The organism is Arthrobacter sp. P4_H3, assembly GCF_056400885.1.
In genome coordinates this window covers 1-18488 of record NZ_JBFUKK010000019.1, presented here as the reverse complement: position 1 = coordinate 18488, position 18488 = coordinate 1, and the positions used below count along the sequence as shown (strand labels likewise).

Below are 18488 nucleotides of genomic sequence, written 5' to 3'. Positions count from 1 at the left end.
AGTTACGACGAAGCAAGTTCCCGCAAGATCCACCTCTTGACAGTGAGCTGGCTAACATTCTAAATTGAACGCAGTGTTCAGAAATTGAACGTTTCCATCTTCAGTCACGGAATTATCCGGCACGAGTCCAAGGAAGCACCGCTGCCATGAAAAACGAACCTCTCAGCCTGTTCGCATTTGACGTCTTCGCCCCTGCCCACCTGACCTCCGGGTCCTGGCGCGCGGAGGGTGACCAGGGCCACCGCTACACCGATCTCCGGTACTGGACCGGCATTGCCCGGATGCTGGAAAGTGCCGGCTTCGACGGCATCTTCTTCGCCGACAACGTGGGCTACCACGATGTCTACCGCGGCAACGGCGATGCAGCCCTCCGGGATGCCGCACAGTTTCCGATCAACGACCCGACGGTGCTGATCAGCGGCATGGCCGCAGTAACCAAACACCTCACGTTCGGGGTAACCGTCTCGGCAACCTACGAGCCGCCCTACCTGCTGGCTCGCAAGTTCAGCACACTGGACCACCTGACCGCCGGCCGCGTCGGCTGGAACATCGTGACGTCCTACTCGGAGGCAGCTGCCCGTAACCTGGGCAAACAGCAGCAGCTGACCCCGGCCGAGCGCTATGACCTTGCCGATGAGTACATGGACGTGGTGTACAAGCTTTGGGAAAGCTCCTTTGAAGAGGACGCCGTAGTGCACGATGTTGAATCGGCGACATACATCGATCCGGCCAAGGTGCACCCCATCGAGCATGCGGGCGAGCACTTCACGGTACCCGGATTCCACCTGTGCGAACCTTCCCCGCAGCGCACTCCCGTCCTGTTCCAGGCCGGGTCCTCCGCCCGGGGAATGGAATTCGGCGGCAAGCATGCCGAGGCCGTCTTCATTCAAAGCACGTCGGTGGAAGGCGCCAAGCGCACGGTGGCCAAGCTCCGGCAGGCAGTGGCCGACGCCGGCCGTGATCCCCGGGACATTAAGATCGTCATCCTGCTCACCGTCGTCGTTGCAGCCACCGACGAGGAAGCCCAGGCGAAGTACAGCAAGGCCGTGGAAACAGCCCCGATCGACGGCATCCTGGCCCGCTTCAGCGGCTGGACCGGCATCGACATGTCCGAGTACGAACTCGACACCCCCTTGCGCTCCGTAGGCACGAAGGCGGGCCAGTCCATGGTGGACATGTTCTCCAAGGCAGACCCGGACCGGGACTGGACCCCGCGCCAGATTGCCGAGTTCCTCGCCGTCGGCGGGACCGGCTCCACGATCGTTGGCTCACCGGAAACCGTTGCAGCCGAATTGCGCCGCTGGCGCGACGAGGCAGACATCGACGGGATCAACCTCAGCTACATCACCAAGCCCGGAGGCTGGGAGGAGTTCATCGAACTGGCGCTCCCAGAACTTCGCGCTCAGGGACTGGTCGCTCCGGCACGCGGCGAGGACCAGGAACCGGTCACGCTGCGCGAAAAGCTCTTCGGCCAGAAATACACACTGGACGGCCACCCGGCCACGGCACAGCGCGCCAGGCACCTCAGCGACGTTGCCCGCTAAACGCTGCAGCCACCAACGGAATTATCAACGAAGGACCCTTCAATGACTGAACAAACTGACGTCGTCGTCATCGGCGCCGGCCTGGCCGGCCTCATCACTGCCCGCGAACTCGGCAACCGCGGCCACAAGGTTGTCGTCCTGGAAGCCCGAGACCGCCTGGGCGGCCGTTTGTGGACCGAGCGCCGCCTGGGCCAGAAACTGGAGCTCGGGGGCAACTGGCTGCACTGGACCCAGCCGCACGTCTGGGCCGAGGTCACCCGCTACGGACTGGAGGTCTCCCGCGGCCCGCGGTCGGAAGAAACCTACTGGCTGGCCGGCAAAGAAGTGCGCCGCGGCAACCTGGACGACTTCATGAAACTGATCGACCCAGGCATGACCCGCCTGCTCGAAGACACCGTGAAGTGGCTGCCCCGCCCGGACGCACCGCTGACCGTCGAGAACCTGGCCGAGGCCGACCAGTACAACCTGCAGGAGATGTTGGACAAGTTGGACCTCTCCGAGGACGAGCGCAACGCCAATGAGGCCGCCTGGGTAGGCCACTTCAACGCACCCCTGGACCAGTGCGCCTACGTCAACGCCCTGCGCTGGACCTCCGGCTCCTCCGGGCACTGGCACCTGATGCACGAGGCCTCGGCGATTTACCGCATCAAGGACGGCAACGACACCCTGGTCACCGCCATTGCCGAGGACACCAACGCGGACATCCGCCTCAGCACCCCGGTCACTGCGATCCGCCACGACAGCAACGGAGCCACGGTCAGTTACGGCGACGGCCTGGAAATCCAGGCCAAGAAAGTGGTCATTACCCTCCCGCAAAACGTGCTGCACAAGCTCGATGTCCGACCCTCCCTCTCCGAAGGCAAGCTGGCACCCAGCCGGGAAAAGACCGCGTCGCAGGGTGTCAAGGCGTGGATCCGGGTCAGGGGTCCCATCAAGCCCTTCTTCGCGTACTCCGCCCAGGACAAGCCCCTCTCGGTGATCCGCACCGAGTTCGTAGGCGAGGACGATGCCGTGCTGGTGGGCTTCGGTGCCGACGCGAACCGCATCGACGTCACCGACATCGAACAGGTGCAGGAAGCCATCCGGGTGTGGCGCGACGACCTGGAAGTCCTTGAGGTCACCGGTCACAAGTGGGGCGAAGACCCTTACGCCGAGGAAACCTGGCAGATCCAGCGCCCCGGCCAGCTCACCAAGTACCACGCCGCGCAGCAAGCCAGCGAGGGCGCATTGCATTTTGCCAGCGGTGACATTGCCAATATCTGGGCCGGCTTCTTCGACGGCGCCGTAGAAAGCGGGCTGCGCGCGGGCCGCACTGTCCACGCAGAGCTAAAGGAACAGCCATGACCGCCACCGCCCTTGCCCCCCGGCCCATCGACTCCGAACGCTACCGTTCCGTCATGCGGCACCTGCCCACCGGTGTCGCGGCTGTCTGCTCCACGGACCCGATGACCGGCATCCAGAACGGCATGATCGTGGGAACGTTCGCGTCCCTGTCCATGGAGCCGGCCCTGGTGACGTTCAGCGTCATGCATTCCTCCACCAGCTGGCCGAAGATTTCCGAAGCCGGGACCTTCAGCGTCAGCCTGCTCGCCGAGGACCAGCAGCAGGTCTGCCGGGCACTGTCCGCCAAGGGCGAGGACAAGCTCGGCTCCGTTGGCTGGTCCGCGTCGGAGTGGGGCACCCCGCATCTTCACGGTTCCCTGGCCTGGTTCGACTGCCGGGTTGAACAGCAGTTCACAGCCGGGGATCACGTCGTCGTCATCGCCAGCGTCCTGGAAATGACACCCGCTGAGCGGGCCTCCGCCCCGCTCATCTTCCACGGCGGCCGCTTCGGAAGCTTCCGCGAAGCTGCCTGAGCCTCGACACCCCTTATCTAAGGAAACTGACATGGATATTACCCCAGCCAGCACCACCGTCCTGGCCGAGATCACACCCGCCCACTACCGCCAGATCCTAGGCAAACTCCCCACCGGCGTCACCGCCATCACCGGCGTCAACGACGACGACGAGAAGCTCGGCCTGGTGGTGGGCACCTTCCAGTCCCTCTCGCTCGATCCGCCGCTGGTCATGTTCTGCGTGGACAAGTCTTCCTCCAGCTGGCCGAAGCTGCGCAAGCTGCAGAAATTCACCGCCAACATCCTCTCCGATGACCAGATCAGCATCTGCAGGTCGCTGTCCCGGAAAGGACCGCAGAAGTTCGAAGGCCTGCCCTGCACCGCGGGATCCCTCGGCACCCCGCACCTGGACGGCGCCACCGCCTACATCGACTGCGTGGTCACTGCAGAGGTCGTTGTAGGAGACCACTACATGGTGGTCGGCGCCGTGACCAACATGGAAGAAGGAAGCGGCGAGGCGCTGCTCTTCCGGGCCGGCAAGTTCGGCCAATACCTCCCCATCGAGATTCCGGCCGCCGAACAGGCAAGAAATACAGCCGCACCCGCGGCACAGGAATCCGTACCAGCTGAATCCGTACCGGCAAGGAGCGCATCATGACCCGCCAGCAGACCATCCTCGACGCATGGAACCGGGCATGGGGCGACGGCGACCTGACCGCCTTCGAACAGATGCTTGCACCGGATTACGTCCGCCGGTCCAAGTCGGGCAGCGAAGACTATGCCACGCTGCGGAAGACCATTGAGGCCACCCACGCGGCCTTCCCCGATACCACTACCGAGATCCTGCACATCCTCGAGGACGGGGCCACCGCCGCGATCCACTGGCAGACCAAGGGAACCCATCAGGGCGAGTTCATGGACGTACCCGCCACCGGCCGCACCATCGCCGTGTCCGGCGCATCCTTCCTCCGTTTCGACGGCGACATGCTGGCCGAGGAATGGGTGGTCTGGGATCCCCGCGAACTCCTCTCCGCACTCGGGATCTGGCACCTGGGCCCGGGCAACGCCTGAACCGAACCTCTCCGACCTACTTTCTACCGCCCAGGAGGGCGCCATCATGACACTTCACGGACATTCCCTCATCGCAGGGGACCCCACCGCCGGAAACAGCGGAACCACCTACGGCATCAACCCCGCGACCAACGGGCAGCTGGAACCGGGCTATACCCTGATCAGCGACGACCAGCTGCGGACGGCCACCGAAGCCGCGGCGGACGCCTTTGACTCCTTCAGCGCCCTCGCTCCGGAACAGCACGCCCGGTTCCTTGACGCTATCGCCGAAAACATCGAAGCCATCGGCGAGGAACTCATCGAGCGGGCGTCCATCGAAACCGGCCTCGGCCTGGGCCGTCTCCGCGGCGAACGCGCCCGCACCGTCGGCCAGCTGCGGCTGTTCGCCGACGTGGTGCGCCAAGGCGACTTCCGCGGCGTACGCATCGATCCCGCCGTGCCGGACCGGGCACCGCTCCCCCGGGCCGACATCCGTCAGCGCCAAATTCCGCTGGGTCCGGTGGCTGTCTTCGGCGCCAGCAACTTCCCGCTGGCCTTCTCCGTGGCCGGCGGCGACACCGCGTCGGCGTTTGCCGCGGGCTGCCCCGTGGTCGTCAAAGCCCACAACGCCCACCCCGGCACCGCTGAACTCGTGGGCCAAGCCATCGCCAAGGCCGCCCGCGACCTGGGCCTCCATCCGGGCGTGTTTTCCCTCGTCTATGGCTCCGGCGCCAGCATTGGCCAGTCCCTGGTTGCCGATCCCGCCATCAAGGCCGTGGGCTTCACCGGATCCCGTGCCGGCGGTACTGCACTGATGCGCACCGCCGCAGCCCGGCCCGAACCCATCCCGGTCTACGCCGAAATGTCCTCGATCAATCCGGTCTACGTCTTCCCCGGAGCCCTCGACGGCGACGTCGAGGCTCTGGCCAGGCAATACGTCGCCTCGGTGACAGGCAGTTCCGGGCAGCTCTGCACCTCCCCGGGTCTGGTCTTCGTTCCCGCCGGCGAAGCGGGCGACCGCTTCGCGGCCGCGATCACCGGCGAAATCACCCCGCTGTCCGGGCAGACCATGCTCAGCGGCGGGATCGCCTCGGCCTGGTACCACGGCCACGACGCCCTCGAGGCCGCTGCCGACGTCGAACTCCTCGGCAGGGGCCGCAAGGGCCACGGCGAGAACGCACCCGCACCAGCGGTCTTCAGTTCCGAATTGGACGTCTTCACCGAAAACCCGGTCCTGCACGAGGAAATCTTCGGCGCGGCCAGCCTGGTGGTCCGCTACAAGGGCGTCGAGGACCTGATTGCAGCAACAACCAAGCTCGACGGCCAACTGACAGCCTCGCTGCACATCACCGCGGAAGACTACGCCGCAGCCGCTCCGCTCATCCCGGCACTCGAACGCAAGGTTGGCCGAATCATCATCAACGGCTGGCCCACCGGCGTCGAAGTTGGCCATGCCATGGTCCACGGCGGCCCCTACCCGGCAACGTCCGATGCAAAAACGACGTCGGTGGGCACCCTGGCCATTGAACGATTCCTCCGCCCTGTGGCTTACCAGGACTTCCCTGAGGAGCTGCGGCCCGCGCCTCTGCAGGACGCCAACCCTTGGAACGTCAACCGCCTCATCGACGGCAAACCGGAACAGCACTAGGCCCGGCGCCACAACCCGCAACTTCCGGCCCCGGGCACGCCTCTCGCACGAGTCGCCCGGGGCCGGAACCCCAACCGCAGAAATTGAGAGACCCCATGCCAACCATCACTCTTGAAGACATCGCCGACACGCTCCGCACCGCCCGACTGCAGGGACAGCCCGTCTCTCCACCCACGGAAACCTGGCCCGCGCTTGACGCCGACGCCGCGTTCCAGATCCAGAAAATCAACGTAGAACACGCCATCGCCGGAGGTGACCGGCTCGTCGGCTACAAGCTCGGCAACATCGCCAAAGTCATGCAGGACGCCTTCGGACTGGACCAGCCGGACTACGGCCACCTGCTTGCAGACATCTTCGAATTCGAAGGCGCCACCCTCCAGCGGGAGAACTTCATCGCACCCTACGTGGAACTCGAACCGGCATTCGTGCTCCGCTCCCGCCTGGGCGGACGGAACACCACCATCGCGGACGTCATCAACGCCATCGACTACGCGCTGCCCGCCATCGAGATCATCGACTCCCGCGTGAAGAACTGGGCCATCGGCCTGCCGGACACCCTGGCAGACAACGGCTCCACCGGCGCCGTCATCCTGGGCGGCACACCCCGGAAAGTCACCGACCTGAACCTGCGCGACACCCGCGGAGTCCTGACCTTCAACCACCGCGAAGTCATCTCCGGGACCACCGGCAACATCCTGGGAAACCCCCTCGCCGCCGTCGCCTGGCTGATCAACCGCCTTGCCGACTACGACGTGGAATTTGAAGCGGGCCAGGTCATCCTTCCCGGCAGTTGCCTCCAGGCCGTTCCGATGAACGAGGCCGGCCGCTGGTCCGGGACGTTCGAAGGCTGGGGCACCGTCGAATTCGACGTTTCGGCCTGATCGTGCGCCTGGCCAATATCTCCGGACGCCTCCACCTCGTCACGCCGGACGACCACCTCATCGACGTTTCGCTGGAAACCGGCGGACATTTCAGTCCCCGGATCCAGGACTGCTACGAGCGCTGGCAGGAGCTTCGCAGCGTTGCCTTCACGCTGGAGCAATGGAGCGGAACCCCGCTGGCCGACGTGCCGCCGTCGTCCTTTGGAAACCCCGCGCCGCAGCCCCGGCAGGTTTTTGCGATCGGGCTGAACTACGCGGCGCATGCCGCCGAGGCCGCGCTGGCCGTGCCCGATGACCTGACGGTGTTCACGAAATTCGTGACTTCCCTGACCGGGCCGCGCGGAACCATCGTTCTCCCGCCCGGCACCGTGGACTGGGAGGTCGAACTCGTCGTCGTCATCGGCCGCGGCGGAACCCGCATCCCCGTTGAGGAGGCATGGAAGCATGTGGCAGGGCTGTCCGCGGGACAGGACCTCTCAGAGCGCACGCTGCAGTCGTCAGGGCCAGCGCCGCAATACAGCCTGGCAAAGTCGTTTCCCGGGTTTGGACCCATTGGGCCGCTGCTGGTGACGCCGGATGAGTTTGATGACCCGGACCGCATCGAACTGGGCTGTTCGATCAACGGTGAGGAAGTCCAGAAGGGGAACACCCTCGACATGGTGTTCCCGGTGCCGGAGATCATCGCCCGGCTTTCGCAGGTGACGCCGCTGCTGCCCGGCGACGTGATCTTTACCGGCACGCCTCCCGGGGTGGGTGTAGGCCGGGTGCCGCAGCGCTTCCTCAAGCCCGAGGACGAACTAGTCACCTATGTTCGCGGCGTCGGTGAGATGCGGCACATAATGCAGTAGCGGGCGCCAAATAGACAGCGGACTGCCCGACACTTTGAGGCTGCCCGCTCGCGTCTACGATTTCGACGACCGGTCGGCGCTCCTATCCTCTTTTGGGGGCCTATCCCTTTGAGGGCCTTGCACTCAATTGGCTCTTCTGGGACGGGAACTTCCTCTTCTGCGAAGGGAACCTCTCGGATCGTTTCGAACGGGGCATGCTTGGCGACTGGGAAGTGCAGCGGCGGACCCAGACTCCGCCAGGGCGCCGCTAATTCTTCCCGCCCGGCTCAACTGAGGTAGGAGTTGATAGGGCTGTTGTCGACGTAGATGCGCTGATCGGTGAACGTGCCATCGGAGACGGTGAAAATCGAGCACGCCCTGATCGTCAACTCGATCCCGTCCAGGAAGCACCAGGCGCTATCGACCTCGAACACCACCACGCCGTCTTCTTCCTGCCAGCCGTTAATCAATGGGTGGGCAAGGGATTCAACCTTGCCGCCAATCTCGGCCATCTGCGCCAGCACGACGTCCTTGCCCTTCACGGTCGGGACTCCCCTCGCCGTCCGGGCGACAGTTTCGTATTTAAACGCGTGACCTGCCGCGAATGAAGTGGACGACCAAGACGATCACGGCGATAACCAAAAGTATGTGGATTAACCCGCCGCCGATGTTGCCAAGCAGGCCGAGAAGCCAGAGAACTGCGATGACGATAGCTATCCAGAGCAGCATGAGATTCTCCTTCAAATGCCAAGCCAAAATCGTGTGGCGCCTATCACTATACGTCGGGATCGGGTTGTTTCAGCCTGGGCGGCGGTCTTCTATTGTCGGGTGACGTGGAACCTCGCCCGATGGCGGAGTGGCCCGGTCAGGAAATCACCGCAGGCGGCACTCGTGGGATCGTGCTCGAGTGCCGCAGTGGCAGCCGGGGACAGCAAAGTTGCCTGCTCATATGCTAAGAGTGCCTCGTACGTGCAGGAGGTGACGGTCCGGGGGTGGGCGGAGCTATCGAGCGCGTAGCGGAGCGCGCTCGTTCCTGATCCATTCACCCGTTTCGGGCGGTCAGGGCCCGGGCCGGGCGCAACCAGGAGTCGCAAGCTATGGACTAATCATAAGTGTGCTGATAATTCTGATGTCAGGCTTGCAGCAGCATTGGATGGCACAGCGAAGGAGGAGTTCCCATGTCGGACAGGATTGCGGATATTTGGGGAACGCGCACAGTGTATGGCCGTGACGCTCTCTGGCCGGTCCGTGTTGATCAGGCGCTGGACGCAAACGTCGCCGAGGAAGATGTTGACCGGTGGGTGCAGTCAGCGTGCGTGTTGTGCAGCAACGGTTGCGCCTGCGACATCGCGGTCAAGGACGGCGCAATGGTTGGCATCCGCGGCCGTGCCGGTGACCTGGTAAACCACGGGCGGCTCGGGCCGAAAGGTCTCTTCGCCAGTTGGCAGGGCGTTTCCCATCGGGATCGTTTGACGCGGCCGTTGATCCGCGAAAACGGGGTCCTGGTGGAGTGCAACTGGGACACTGCCATGACCCGGATCGTCGGGCGCAGCACCGCATTGTTGCGGGAACGCGGACCGCTCAGCCACGGCTTCTACACCAGCGGCCAGCTCTTTCTCGAGGAGTATTATGCTCTCGCTGTCATCGGCAAGGCCGGGATCGGCACCCCGCACATGGACGGCAACACACGCCTGTGCACGGCCACGGCGGCAGCGGCTCTGAAGGAGACTTTCGGGGCCGATGGGCAGCCTGGCGCGTACGAGGATATCGATAGCTGCGACGCCGTCTTCCTCTACGGTCACAACATGGCCGAAACCCAGACGGTGCTGTGGTCGAGGATTCTGGACCGTTTGGCCGGCCCGGACCGGCCGAAGCTGGTCTGCATCGACCCCCGGGACACTAATGTCGCTCGCCACGCGGACGTTCACCTCGCCCTCCGCCCCGGAACCAACCTCGCCCTGATGAACGCCCTAATCCACGAAATCCTCGACCACCACTGGGACGATCCCGGCTACGTTCAGAACCACACCCTTGGGTTCGAGGCCCTGCGCGAGACAGTGGCACCCTGGACGGCCGAAGCCGCCGCGGTCGTCTGTGATGTCAGGGCCGCTGACATTAAGGAAGCGGCCCGGATCTTTGGAACCTCAGGCAGGGTCCTGTCCACGGTCCTTCAGGGCTTTTACCAGTCCTCGCAGGCAACAGCAGCCTCCTGCCAAGTCAACAACCTGCACCTGCTGCGCGGAATGCTGGGCCGGCCGGGCTGCGGGATCCTGCAAATGAATGGGCAGCCGACGGCACAGAACAACAGGGAGTGCGGCGCCGACGGCGACCTGCCGGGGTTCCGGAACTGGGAGAACCCACAACACGTTGAGCAACTTGCCGAACTCTGGAACGTGGACCCGGCCATCATCCCGCATTGGGCACCGCCGACCCATGCAATGCAGATCTTCCGGTACGCAGAGCAGGGATCCATCGGGTTGCTGTGGATCTCGGCGACCAACCCGGCAGTGTCCATGCCGGAACTTCCTAGGATCCGGGACATTCTTTCCAAACAGGAGCTTTTCCTCGTGGTCCAGGACCTGTACCTGACCGAAACAGCACAGTACGCCGATGTGGTCCTCCCGGCGGCGGGCTGGGGTGAGAAAACCGGGACGTTCACTAACGCGAGCCGCACCGTCCATCTCTCGGACCAGGCTGTCGATCCGCCCGGGGACGCCCGCAGCGATCTCGACATCTTTCTCGATTATGCCCGCCGGATGGGATTCACCAGCCGGGACGGCACACCGCTGTTGCCCTGGAGCGGGCCGGAGGACGCGTTTGAAGCGTGGAAAGCCTGCTCGCGCGGCAGGCCCTGCGACTACACGGGCATCAGTTACGGGCGACTGCGCGGCGGCAGCGGAATCCCCTGGCCCTGCAATGAGGACAACCCGGACGGCAGGACACGGCTATACGAGGACGGTGTGTTCCCCACAGACCCTGACTACTGCGAAGACTATGGCCACGATCTGCTGACCGGGGCCACAGTCGGCGAGCAGGCCTTCCGTGCCCAGGCCCCGGACGGCCGGGCGTTCCTCAAGACCGCCGGGTACCATCCCCCGCACGAGGAACCCGACGGGGAATTCCCGTTCCGCTACACCACTGGCCGCACCGCCTATCACTTCCACACCCGCACTAAGACCGGCAGGTCCCGGCAACTCTCCGCGGCCGCGCCCGGGCCGTGGGTGGAACTGGCAGCCGTCGATGCGGACCGGCTCGGAATCACCGAAGGCGACCTGGTGCGGGTATCCTCCCGGCGTGGCCTGATCGAAGTCCCCGCCCAGGTCAGCGGGATCCGGCCCGGCACCGTCTTCGCTCCGTTCCACTACGGATACTGGGACACCGGCGGCAGTCCCGGCCAGCACCCGACAGCAGCCAACGAACTGACCCTGACCGAATGGGATCCCGTGTCCAAGCAGCCGATGTTCAAAAACGCGGCTGTAAAAGTGCAGAAGATCGCGGACGGTACCGGCGCCGCGCCGGCGCCGACAACCACAGCGTCCAAGCCTGCCGACCACTCCGGCGCCCCGAACGTCCCGCCAACAGCAGCGGGCCCGGACGGGGAAGCCGCCGAGACCTTCCCTCGGGAGCCGGGCAAGTTCCTCGATGCCACGACAAACGGCAAGGAGAGTCACCCATGAACTTCAACATCTATCTGGGCATGCTCCGCCAGGCCGAAAAGACACTGGCCGAATCCTTCCGCCAAGTGGCCGAGGGTCACGGCGCCGAACCAGATATTCACTTCCTCTGCCACACCTTGGCGAGCCAGTGCGACCACCACCGGGACCTCCTGGAGCCGATCACACAGCGATACGGCGAAGTGACCACCGACAACGAACCCGAACGGCTGCACGCCGATGGCCTGTCCACCACACGCGGCGGACCGGTGGGCCTCCTGCGGGACCTTCAGGACCTGTACCTCCTGGCCAGCCTCGTGGACAACACCTGGACCATGATTAGGCAGGCCGCATCCGCCTTGCGCGACGACGAGCTGCTTGCCGTCGTTCAGCACTGCGACGCACAAACGTCAAGCCAGCTGCGCTGGCTCCAGACACGGATGAAGCAGGCTGCCCCCCAGGCGCTCATCGCGGCATCCTAACGCGCCGAATACAGCAGTAAGGGCTTTTGATCCCACCGCGCAGAGGAGCACCATGACCGACCAGTACACCTTCCGGTACCCTGTCACCGCTTACGAGCACATCGAACCACCCAAACAGCACCAGCCCGAACCCGGCCTCGACACCGAGCCGGAGCCCAAAGCCGACTTGGGTGACGACAGCTACCGCGGCACGGGACGCCTTGAGGGACGAATAGCGATCGTCACCGGTGCAGAGTCGGGCATCGGGGCTGCCACGGCCGTCGCCTTCGCCCGCGAGGGAGCCGACGTCGTGCTGTCCTATCTGCCCGAGGAGGAAGAGGACTCGGCCCGGATTGCCGGACTGATCGAAAAGGCCGGCCGCAAAGCCGTCCGGGCACCGGGCGACCTGAAGGACGCCGCCATGTGCCGGCCCCTGGTAGAGACCGCGCGTTGCGTGAATTGGGTGGTATCGACATCCTCAGTTCTGCAAGGACCTCGACGGGACGAGGAATAGTGAACCTGTCCGGCCTGCGCCCACCAGCTAAGTCTGGAGCGCGCATCTGGTGCGCTGGCCGTGCTCTGGACAGATGCGCCTGAACTTTGTAAATTCGGAACAGTCCTGTTCACCCTCGCGGGTGGGGACCCTTTGTCGCCGGGTGCACGGCGGCAAAGAGAGCCGCTGTAGCCGAACGGTGGCACAATGATGCACCCGCGGAAAAGAGCCCGAAATGGCCACCTCGCACTTTGAACGATTCCTCCTCGATGCCACTGTTCCGGATGAAACACACTGCCCTCTGGGGCCGGACTGTCTCTACGGCCTGTACACAAGCTGGTGCCTGCTTCACAACATCAGCCCCGTGGGCGATACCGCCTTCCGGGACGCTATGGAGCGCCGCGGCATCGATCTGCGCACCAGCCGGCGACGGATGATAGGACCCGTGGCGGCGGATTACATCCTGGCCAGCTACCCGGCAACTGCCTGACCACTTCCGTCGACCAGCACAAACCCGCTGCCGGGTATAGCCCAGTCCCCGAACTACGTCGTCGGACCAGTCATCCGATGCGTTGCCCGTCGAGTCTGACCCGTTCCCGACGTTGCGGTCACTCCGTGAATTAGGGCGGGATGTCCGCTTCGCCGCAGATCGAGGCGATGACAGATGCCGGGACGTCACGGAGCTTGACGTTGCGGTTGCTGGATGCCCTGGTCGGCCTGGTTCGCAGAAGGCAGCCATCCGAGGAAGATCCTCGAAGGAAATTCGCCTTGGTCATATCGTCACCACAACTCTTGGTCATGAACGAATGACAGCCAACAGTTGGCCACCGGAAACAGCAAGAAGGGACGACCCGTAACCCTAGATTCCAGCAGGCGGAGCGGCCACCAGCCAGGCACCCCCCACCCCTCACACATCTTCAGAGACCACCGGGGCGCCAGGCACAGACCGCTGACACCGACCGCACCCCGTAACGAGGGATGCGGTTCTTCTTTGTCCTGACAGATTCTGCTCAGCTGCAAGAACTTCCGCGGCCTCAGATTCCGAGAACGACGGGACGCCACAAAAGAGCAGGACGCCCGTCCAGCCCCTTCGTCAGCTTCACGGACCTCCACAGTCACCGTCACCTTCCTCTTCAGTCATCTCATTACCCGCGCGACGAAGACACACATGACGGGGCCGGGAAACCGCCAAACCGGCAAGCCCGCAGACCCGGTGGCTAGCGCCTGACGAGATGCAAGGCAATCAACCGGGCAGTGGCGTCGAGCGAGACATCGTTAGAGGCACCTTCTCGAGGAGATCAAATGCCGGTTGTACCGCGTCTGCTTCAGACCTCATCAGCCACTGAACTGCGTACCTGTCGAACCTTCCTTGGCCGGACGCCAGAAAGCATTTGGGGGTCCTTCGCATTGAGCCAGCCGATGGGGCGACGGCAGCGGCCGGTTCTGACAGTCGGAGGGAAGCCGCCACCGGGTACTAGGCGGGTTTCTCCAGGGTTGCTGGCCGGACGTTTTCGCGTTCTTCCAGGGCTCCGGTGACTGAGGCCGTGAGGCTGTTGGCGATGTGGGTCCGTGCGAGTTCGGCCGCGCCGGGACCATCGCCGGAGGCTACAAGTTCTAGAATCTGGTGGTGCTGATTCAGGTCGAGAGTCCGGGGCTCATCGCCGGAAGGAAGTTCCAGGCCAAGGCGGCGGTAGCGGTCAGACTTGTCCCACAGGTCATCCAGGAGCTTGATCATGGTGGCATTGTGGGAGGCGGCATAGACGGCCCGATGGAATTCCCGGTGCACCGTGATCGCGTCCTCGCCCCAGACCCGGGTGACAGGCAGGAGCTTCTCGGCTGCTGAGCGCATTGCAGCGATGTCAGCGTCAGTCCGGCGGGAAGCTGCCAGCTCGGTCGCCGACGGCTCCAGCGAGAGGCGGACCTCCAGCAGCTCGCGGGCCTCCGAAGCACTGACGTCAGCCACGCGGGAGTCCCGGTGGGTGTCCATGATGATCAGGCCCTCGCTTGAGAGTCGGCGGATCGCTTCCCGCAGTGGGGTGATGCTCATTTGCATGTTGTCGGCCAGCTCGTACTGGGAGACGCGCGAGCCCGGCGCAAGGCCACCGGAGAGGATCAGCTGGCGTAGTTCGCTGTACGCCAGACTGCCCTTACTGGAAAAGACGTTCGTGGTGCTCATCTGCTGCTCCGAGTCCCTCGTCGGGGTTGTGGCCCTGGTTGCTTACAGTGTACTGCCCTCGAAACATCTTATAAGAAAATCCCACGGAAGACTTGTACTCCCCATCACCCCCGGCTACTGTTGAGGCAAGGTCTTATAAGATATTCGCACGAAGGCTTACGCCACTCGCCGCCTCGGATTAGCTTTGATCCCAGTCTTATAAGAAATAAGATAACCATTAAAGAGAGATTCAAAGATGAAAATCGTTTCCGCCCATGTCGGCACCATTCCCATCAGTTCCTCGATCCGGAACGCCTTCATTGACTTCACCAAGATGGACTGCACGATCATCGCGCTGGTCAGTGATGTGTTCGTCGACGGAAAGCCTCTGGTTGGCTACGGATTCAACTCCAACGGCCGCTACAACGCCACGGGCATCCTGAAAGACCGCATTCTTCCGCGCCTCATGGATGCCCCGTCCGAGGACCTTCTCGATGAGGACGGCCAGCTCTCGCCGGAGAAGGCGTGGGACCTGATGATGTCCAACGAGAAGCCCGGCGGACACGGCGAACGCTCGGTCGCCATCGGCGTGGCCGACATGGCCCTGCACGATCTCGCCGCGAAGATCGCCGGCGTCCCGCTTTACCGGTGGATCTCGGATCACTACGGTGACGGAAACCCGGACAAGGACGTGTTCGTCTACGCCGCCGGCGGCTACTACGCCCCGGGCAAGAGCCTCGAAGACCTGCAGAACGAAATGCGCGGTTTCCTCGCCAAGGGCTACAACGTGGTCAAGATGAAGATCGGCGGCGCCGACCTGGCCGAAGACCTTCGCCGCATTGAAGCCGTGATCGAGGTCCTCGACGGCGACGCTTCCCGCCTGATGGTGGACGTCAACGGCAAGTTCGACCTGGAGACCGCACTGGCGTACGGCAAAGCCATCGACCAGTACGGGCTCTTCTGGTACGAGGAAGTCGGCGACCCGCTGGACTACGCCCTGAACGCGACCCTCTCCGAGCACTACAAAAACCCGATCGCCACCGGAGAGAACCTGTTCTCCCTTCAGGATGCACGGAACCTGGTCCGCTACGGCGGGATGCGCCCGGACCGCGACTTCATCCAGGTTGACCCGGCCCTGAGCTACGGCCTGACCGAATACCGCCGGATCCAGGACATGCTCGTCCAGCATGGCTGGTCCTCACGCCGCTGCATCCCTCACGGCGGACACCAGTTCTCCCTGCATATCGCCGCAGCCCTCAAGCTTGGCGGCAACGAGTCCTACCCGGGTGAGTTCCAGCCCACTGGTGGCTTCACCGACGACGCTGTCATCGTCAACAGCCGAGTGGCCCCGGGCGACCTGCCGGGCATCGGGCTCGAAGGCAAGGCCGAGTTCTACAAGGTCCTGCGCGCACTCCACAACTAACCAATCCGGTAGTGCCCCGGTCCCGGGCAGCATCACTGCCCGGGACCGCACCTCCCCAATTTTCCCTGTCTGTCGTGCAAAGGAGCACCCAAGATGTCGTCCCACACCATGCAGAACCCGCAACATTCCGCCCCGCCCCAGCAGCGATCCCGGTTCGGCCGGCTGATCCGGGAACTCTGGTTCCAAGTTGTCCTGGGTGCAGTCCTGGGCATCGCCGTCGGCCTGCTCCTGCCCTCCGTCGGTAAACAGCTCACACCGCTCAGCGACTGGTTCATCGCCCTGGTGAAGATGATCGTCATTCCCGTGGTGTTCTGCGTCGTATCCCTTGGCATCGCTTCGATGGACAGCCTGCGAAAGGCCGGCCGTATCGGTGTGAAGGCGCTGGGCTACTTCCTGGCCCTGTCACTGGTGTCGATGCTGATCGGACTGGTCGTGGCCAATGTCTTCCGCCCCGGCGAGGGCATGAACATCGATCCGTCACAGCTGGACTCCAGCAAGGTTCCGGCGGCCGCCAACAAGGGCTTCGACGGCCTTGAGTTCGTCAGCAACATCATTCCCGAATCGCTGTTCGGTGCCCTAACCGGCCACACCATCATCGCCGCGCTGATGGTCTCCATCATCTTCGGTGCCGCCATGAACGTCTCCGGCGAAGCCGGTGCCTTCCTGACCAAGGGCATCCAGGCCCTGTCCACGGTGATCTTCAAGATCGTCACCTGGGTCATGCGACTTGCCCCGATCGGCACGTTCGGTGCGCTGGCGGCCGTGGTGGCCAACTACGGCACCCAGAGTCTGCAGCAACTGGGTTACCTCGTCCTGCTGTTCACCGCGACCTGCATCCTCTACGTCCTCGTGGTCCTGGGCATTATCGCCCGTACCTGCGGACTGAACATCTTCACAGTGATGCGCTACTTCAAGGCAGAACTGCTAATCGCCCTGAGCACCTGCTCCAGCGAAGCGGTCCTTCCGCAGCTGATCAAGAAGCTCGAAGCCATGGGCGTCGGCAAGTCCACCGTCGGCATCGTGATCCCGTCCGGGTTCTCCTTCAACCTCGACGGATCCGCCGTCTACCTGACCATGGCTTCAGTGTTCCTGGCCCAGGCCGTCGGCATGGACCTCTCCTGGGAACAGCAGCTCGTCATGGTCGGCGTCATGATGCTCACCAGCAAGGGCACCGCTGGAATTGCCGGCGGCGCGTTCATTGTCCTGGCCAGCACTCTGAGCTCAGTGGGCGGAATCCCGCTGGCCGCTCTCGCCCTTATTGTCGGCATCGACCGGCTCCTGAACGAAGGCCGGGTGTTCATCAACGTCCTGGGCAACGTGATGGCAGCCGTCGTCGTCGGCAAGTGGGAGAAGGATTACGACCCGGAACAGGCCCGCAAGGCCCTGCACGCCCATGGCCAGAAGAAGAACGAAATCGAGGCAAAGACACCGGCCACCGTGGAAGCGGACAAGGTCGACGTCCACTAACTCCGCACCAGTCAGGGCTGCCGCACAACGCGGCGGCCCTGACCGCGTGAACCGTGAACCCACAGCCGCTGACGGCAGCGCAACCCCACCGACGCCAAGAGGAACCTACCCGCACCATGGTCACACGCATCCTGATCACCACCGACTACCTCCACCCCGGAGATAAAGTTGACCAGCTCCTGCGCGAACGCGGGCTGGAACCTGTCTACTCGCCGTCGCGGGGGCCACGGACCCTGCAGGAACGCCGCTCGTTGTTCGAAGGCATCTCCGGCGCGATCCTCGCCAGCGAACCGGTCACCGCCGACATGCTCACCGCCGCCTCCCTGCAAGTCATCGCCCGCAGCGGCGTGGGGTACGACTCCATCGACGTCCAGGCCGCGGCCGCACAAGGAATCAGGGTCTGCAACGCCCCCGGAACAAACCACCACTCCGTTGCTGAACTCACCATCGGGCTGATCCTCATGGCCGCACGCCGCCTCGGCGAGGTCACCACCGCCGTCCGCCAGGGCCACTGGCCCCGGGACGCCGGCCACGAACTACGCGGTGCCACCCTGGGCATCATCGGCTACGGCCCCAGCGGACGCGCCACCGCAACCCTGGGGGTCGCCCTTGGCATGACCGTCCTGGTCAGCACCACCCACCCCGACTCCGATAACAACGCGGTCCGGTTCGCCGATCTCGACACCGTCATCCGCGACGCCGACTACCTCTCGCTGCACACCCGCGGAGGCCACGGCGCCGGCAAACTCATTAACGCGCCCCGGCTGCAAGCGATGAAGCCCACCGCAGTCCTCATTAACACGGCCCGCGGCTCACTCGTCGATGAAAGGGCTCTGGCCAAGGCTCTGTCCGACGGCACCATCGCCGGCGCCGCGCTGGACGTGCTCGCGATCGAACCCCTGCCAGGCGACAGCCCCCTTCGGGGACTGGACAACGTGCTCATCACCTCCCACCTCGCCGGACAAACGACCGAAGCCCGGACACGGGCCGGCTTGGCAGCCGCGCACGCCGTCATCGACGTCCTCGAAAACCGCGAACCGGCACACCCGGT

General features: G+C 64.2%; 17 protein-coding genes and 1 pseudogene. 15 read left to right on the top strand and 3 right to left on the bottom strand.

The annotated features are described in order from the left end of the window. The first annotated feature begins 146 nt into the window (after window positions 1-146). The 8 genes from AC1DRE_RS19915 (at window position 147) to AC1DRE_RS19880 (ending at window position 7806) form a co-directional block, all read left to right on the top strand. Window positions 147-1544 carry an LLM class flavin-dependent oxidoreductase gene (locus AC1DRE_RS19915; protein ID WP_476986230.1) on the top strand — a complete coding sequence of 466 codons (1398 nt, stop codon included), beginning with the start codon at window positions 147-149 and terminating at the stop codon, window positions 1542-1544. Window positions 1545-1586: 42 nt separating this feature from the next. Continuing rightward, complete coding sequence (locus AC1DRE_RS19910; RefSeq protein WP_476986229.1) at window positions 1587-2888, top strand: flavin monoamine oxidase family protein; 1302 nt, start codon at window positions 1587-1589, stop codon at window positions 2886-2888. Continuing rightward, window positions 2885-3400 carry a flavin reductase family protein gene (locus tag AC1DRE_RS19905; protein ID WP_476986228.1) on the top strand — a complete coding sequence of 172 codons (516 nt, stop codon included), beginning with the start codon at window positions 2885-2887 and terminating at the stop codon, window positions 3398-3400. Before AC1DRE_RS19910 ends, AC1DRE_RS19905 begins: the two co-directional genes overlap by 4 nt. A 31-nt stretch (window positions 3401-3431) precedes the next feature. Continuing rightward, a complete protein-coding gene (locus AC1DRE_RS19900) occupies window positions 3432-4037 on the top strand; it encodes a flavin reductase family protein (RefSeq protein WP_476986227.1) in 606 nt (201 codons plus the stop codon). After that, on the top strand, window positions 4034-4450 hold the full coding sequence (locus tag AC1DRE_RS19895; protein ID WP_476986226.1) for an ester cyclase: 417 nt from the start codon (window positions 4034-4036) through the stop codon (window positions 4448-4450). The genes AC1DRE_RS19900 and AC1DRE_RS19895 overlap by 4 nt, the downstream gene beginning before the upstream one ends. 46 nt (window positions 4451-4496) lie before the next feature. Next, window positions 4497-6077, top strand: coding sequence for an aldehyde dehydrogenase (NADP(+)) (locus tag AC1DRE_RS19890; RefSeq protein ID WP_476986225.1), 1581 nt, complete (start codon window positions 4497-4499; stop codon window positions 6075-6077). 95 nt (window positions 6078-6172) lie between these two features. Then, the gene (locus tag AC1DRE_RS19885) at window positions 6173-6958 is read left to right on the top strand and encodes a 2-keto-4-pentenoate hydratase (RefSeq protein ID WP_476986224.1); all 786 of its coding nucleotides are present in this window, start codon (window positions 6173-6175) and stop codon (window positions 6956-6958) included. Window positions 6959-6960: 2 nt separating this feature from the next. Beyond that, entirely contained in the window at window positions 6961-7806 is an 846-nt protein-coding gene (locus tag AC1DRE_RS19880; protein WP_476986223.1) for a fumarylacetoacetate hydrolase family protein, read from the top strand. Between the two features lie 266 nt (window positions 7807-8072). On the opposite strand, the gene AC1DRE_RS19875 is transcribed toward AC1DRE_RS19880, so the two are convergent. Then, entirely contained in the window at window positions 8073-8327 is a 255-nt protein-coding gene (locus tag AC1DRE_RS19875) for a nuclear transport factor 2-like protein (protein ID WP_476986222.1), read from the bottom strand. A 40-nt stretch (window positions 8328-8367) separates the two neighbouring features. Continuing rightward, a complete protein-coding gene (locus AC1DRE_RS19870) occupies window positions 8368-8514 on the bottom strand; it encodes a lmo0937 family membrane protein (RefSeq protein WP_476986221.1) in 147 nt (48 codons plus the stop codon). A gap of 449 nt (window positions 8515-8963) precedes the next feature. On the opposite strand from AC1DRE_RS19870, the gene AC1DRE_RS19865 reads away from it, so the two are divergent. The 4 genes and pseudogenes from AC1DRE_RS19865 (at window position 8964) to AC1DRE_RS19850 (ending at window position 12882) form a co-directional block, all read left to right on the top strand. After that, window positions 8964-11462, top strand: coding sequence for a molybdopterin oxidoreductase family protein (locus AC1DRE_RS19865; protein ID WP_476986220.1), 2499 nt, complete (start codon window positions 8964-8966; stop codon window positions 11460-11462). After that, window positions 11459-11920, top strand: a complete 462-nt coding sequence (locus AC1DRE_RS19860) for a hypothetical protein (protein ID WP_476986219.1) — start codon at window positions 11459-11461, stop codon at window positions 11918-11920. Before AC1DRE_RS19865 ends, AC1DRE_RS19860 begins: the two co-directional genes overlap by 4 nt. Window positions 11921-11972: 52 nt before the next feature. Then, a pseudogene (locus AC1DRE_RS19855) lies at window positions 11973-12379 on the top strand (SDR family NAD(P)-dependent oxidoreductase); the annotation flags it as partial. A gap of 248 nt (window positions 12380-12627) precedes the next feature. Continuing rightward, window positions 12628-12882, top strand: coding sequence for a hypothetical protein (locus tag AC1DRE_RS19850; protein ID WP_476986218.1), 255 nt, complete (start codon window positions 12628-12630; stop codon window positions 12880-12882). Between the two features lie 984 nt (window positions 12883-13866). Here AC1DRE_RS19850 and AC1DRE_RS19845 read toward each other — a convergent pair. Then, window positions 13867-14568, bottom strand: coding sequence for a GntR family transcriptional regulator (locus AC1DRE_RS19845; RefSeq protein WP_476986217.1), 702 nt, complete (start codon window positions 14566-14568; stop codon window positions 13867-13869). A 235-nt stretch (window positions 14569-14803) separates the two neighbouring features. Between AC1DRE_RS19845 and AC1DRE_RS19840 the strand changes: the two genes are divergently transcribed. The 3 genes from AC1DRE_RS19840 to AC1DRE_RS19830 all read left to right on the top strand — a co-directional run. Beyond that, on the top strand, window positions 14804-15970 hold the full coding sequence (locus AC1DRE_RS19840; protein WP_476986216.1) for a mandelate racemase/muconate lactonizing enzyme family protein: 1167 nt from the start codon (window positions 14804-14806) through the stop codon (window positions 15968-15970). A 93-nt stretch (window positions 15971-16063) separates the two neighbouring features. Next, window positions 16064-17437, top strand: coding sequence for a cation:dicarboxylate symporter family transporter (locus AC1DRE_RS19835; RefSeq protein WP_476986215.1), 1374 nt, complete (start codon window positions 16064-16066; stop codon window positions 17435-17437). 116 nt (window positions 17438-17553) lie between these two features. Beyond that, window positions 17554-18488 (top strand): phosphoglycerate dehydrogenase (locus AC1DRE_RS19830; protein WP_476986214.1); only part of this gene is annotated, 935 nt, incomplete at its 3' end.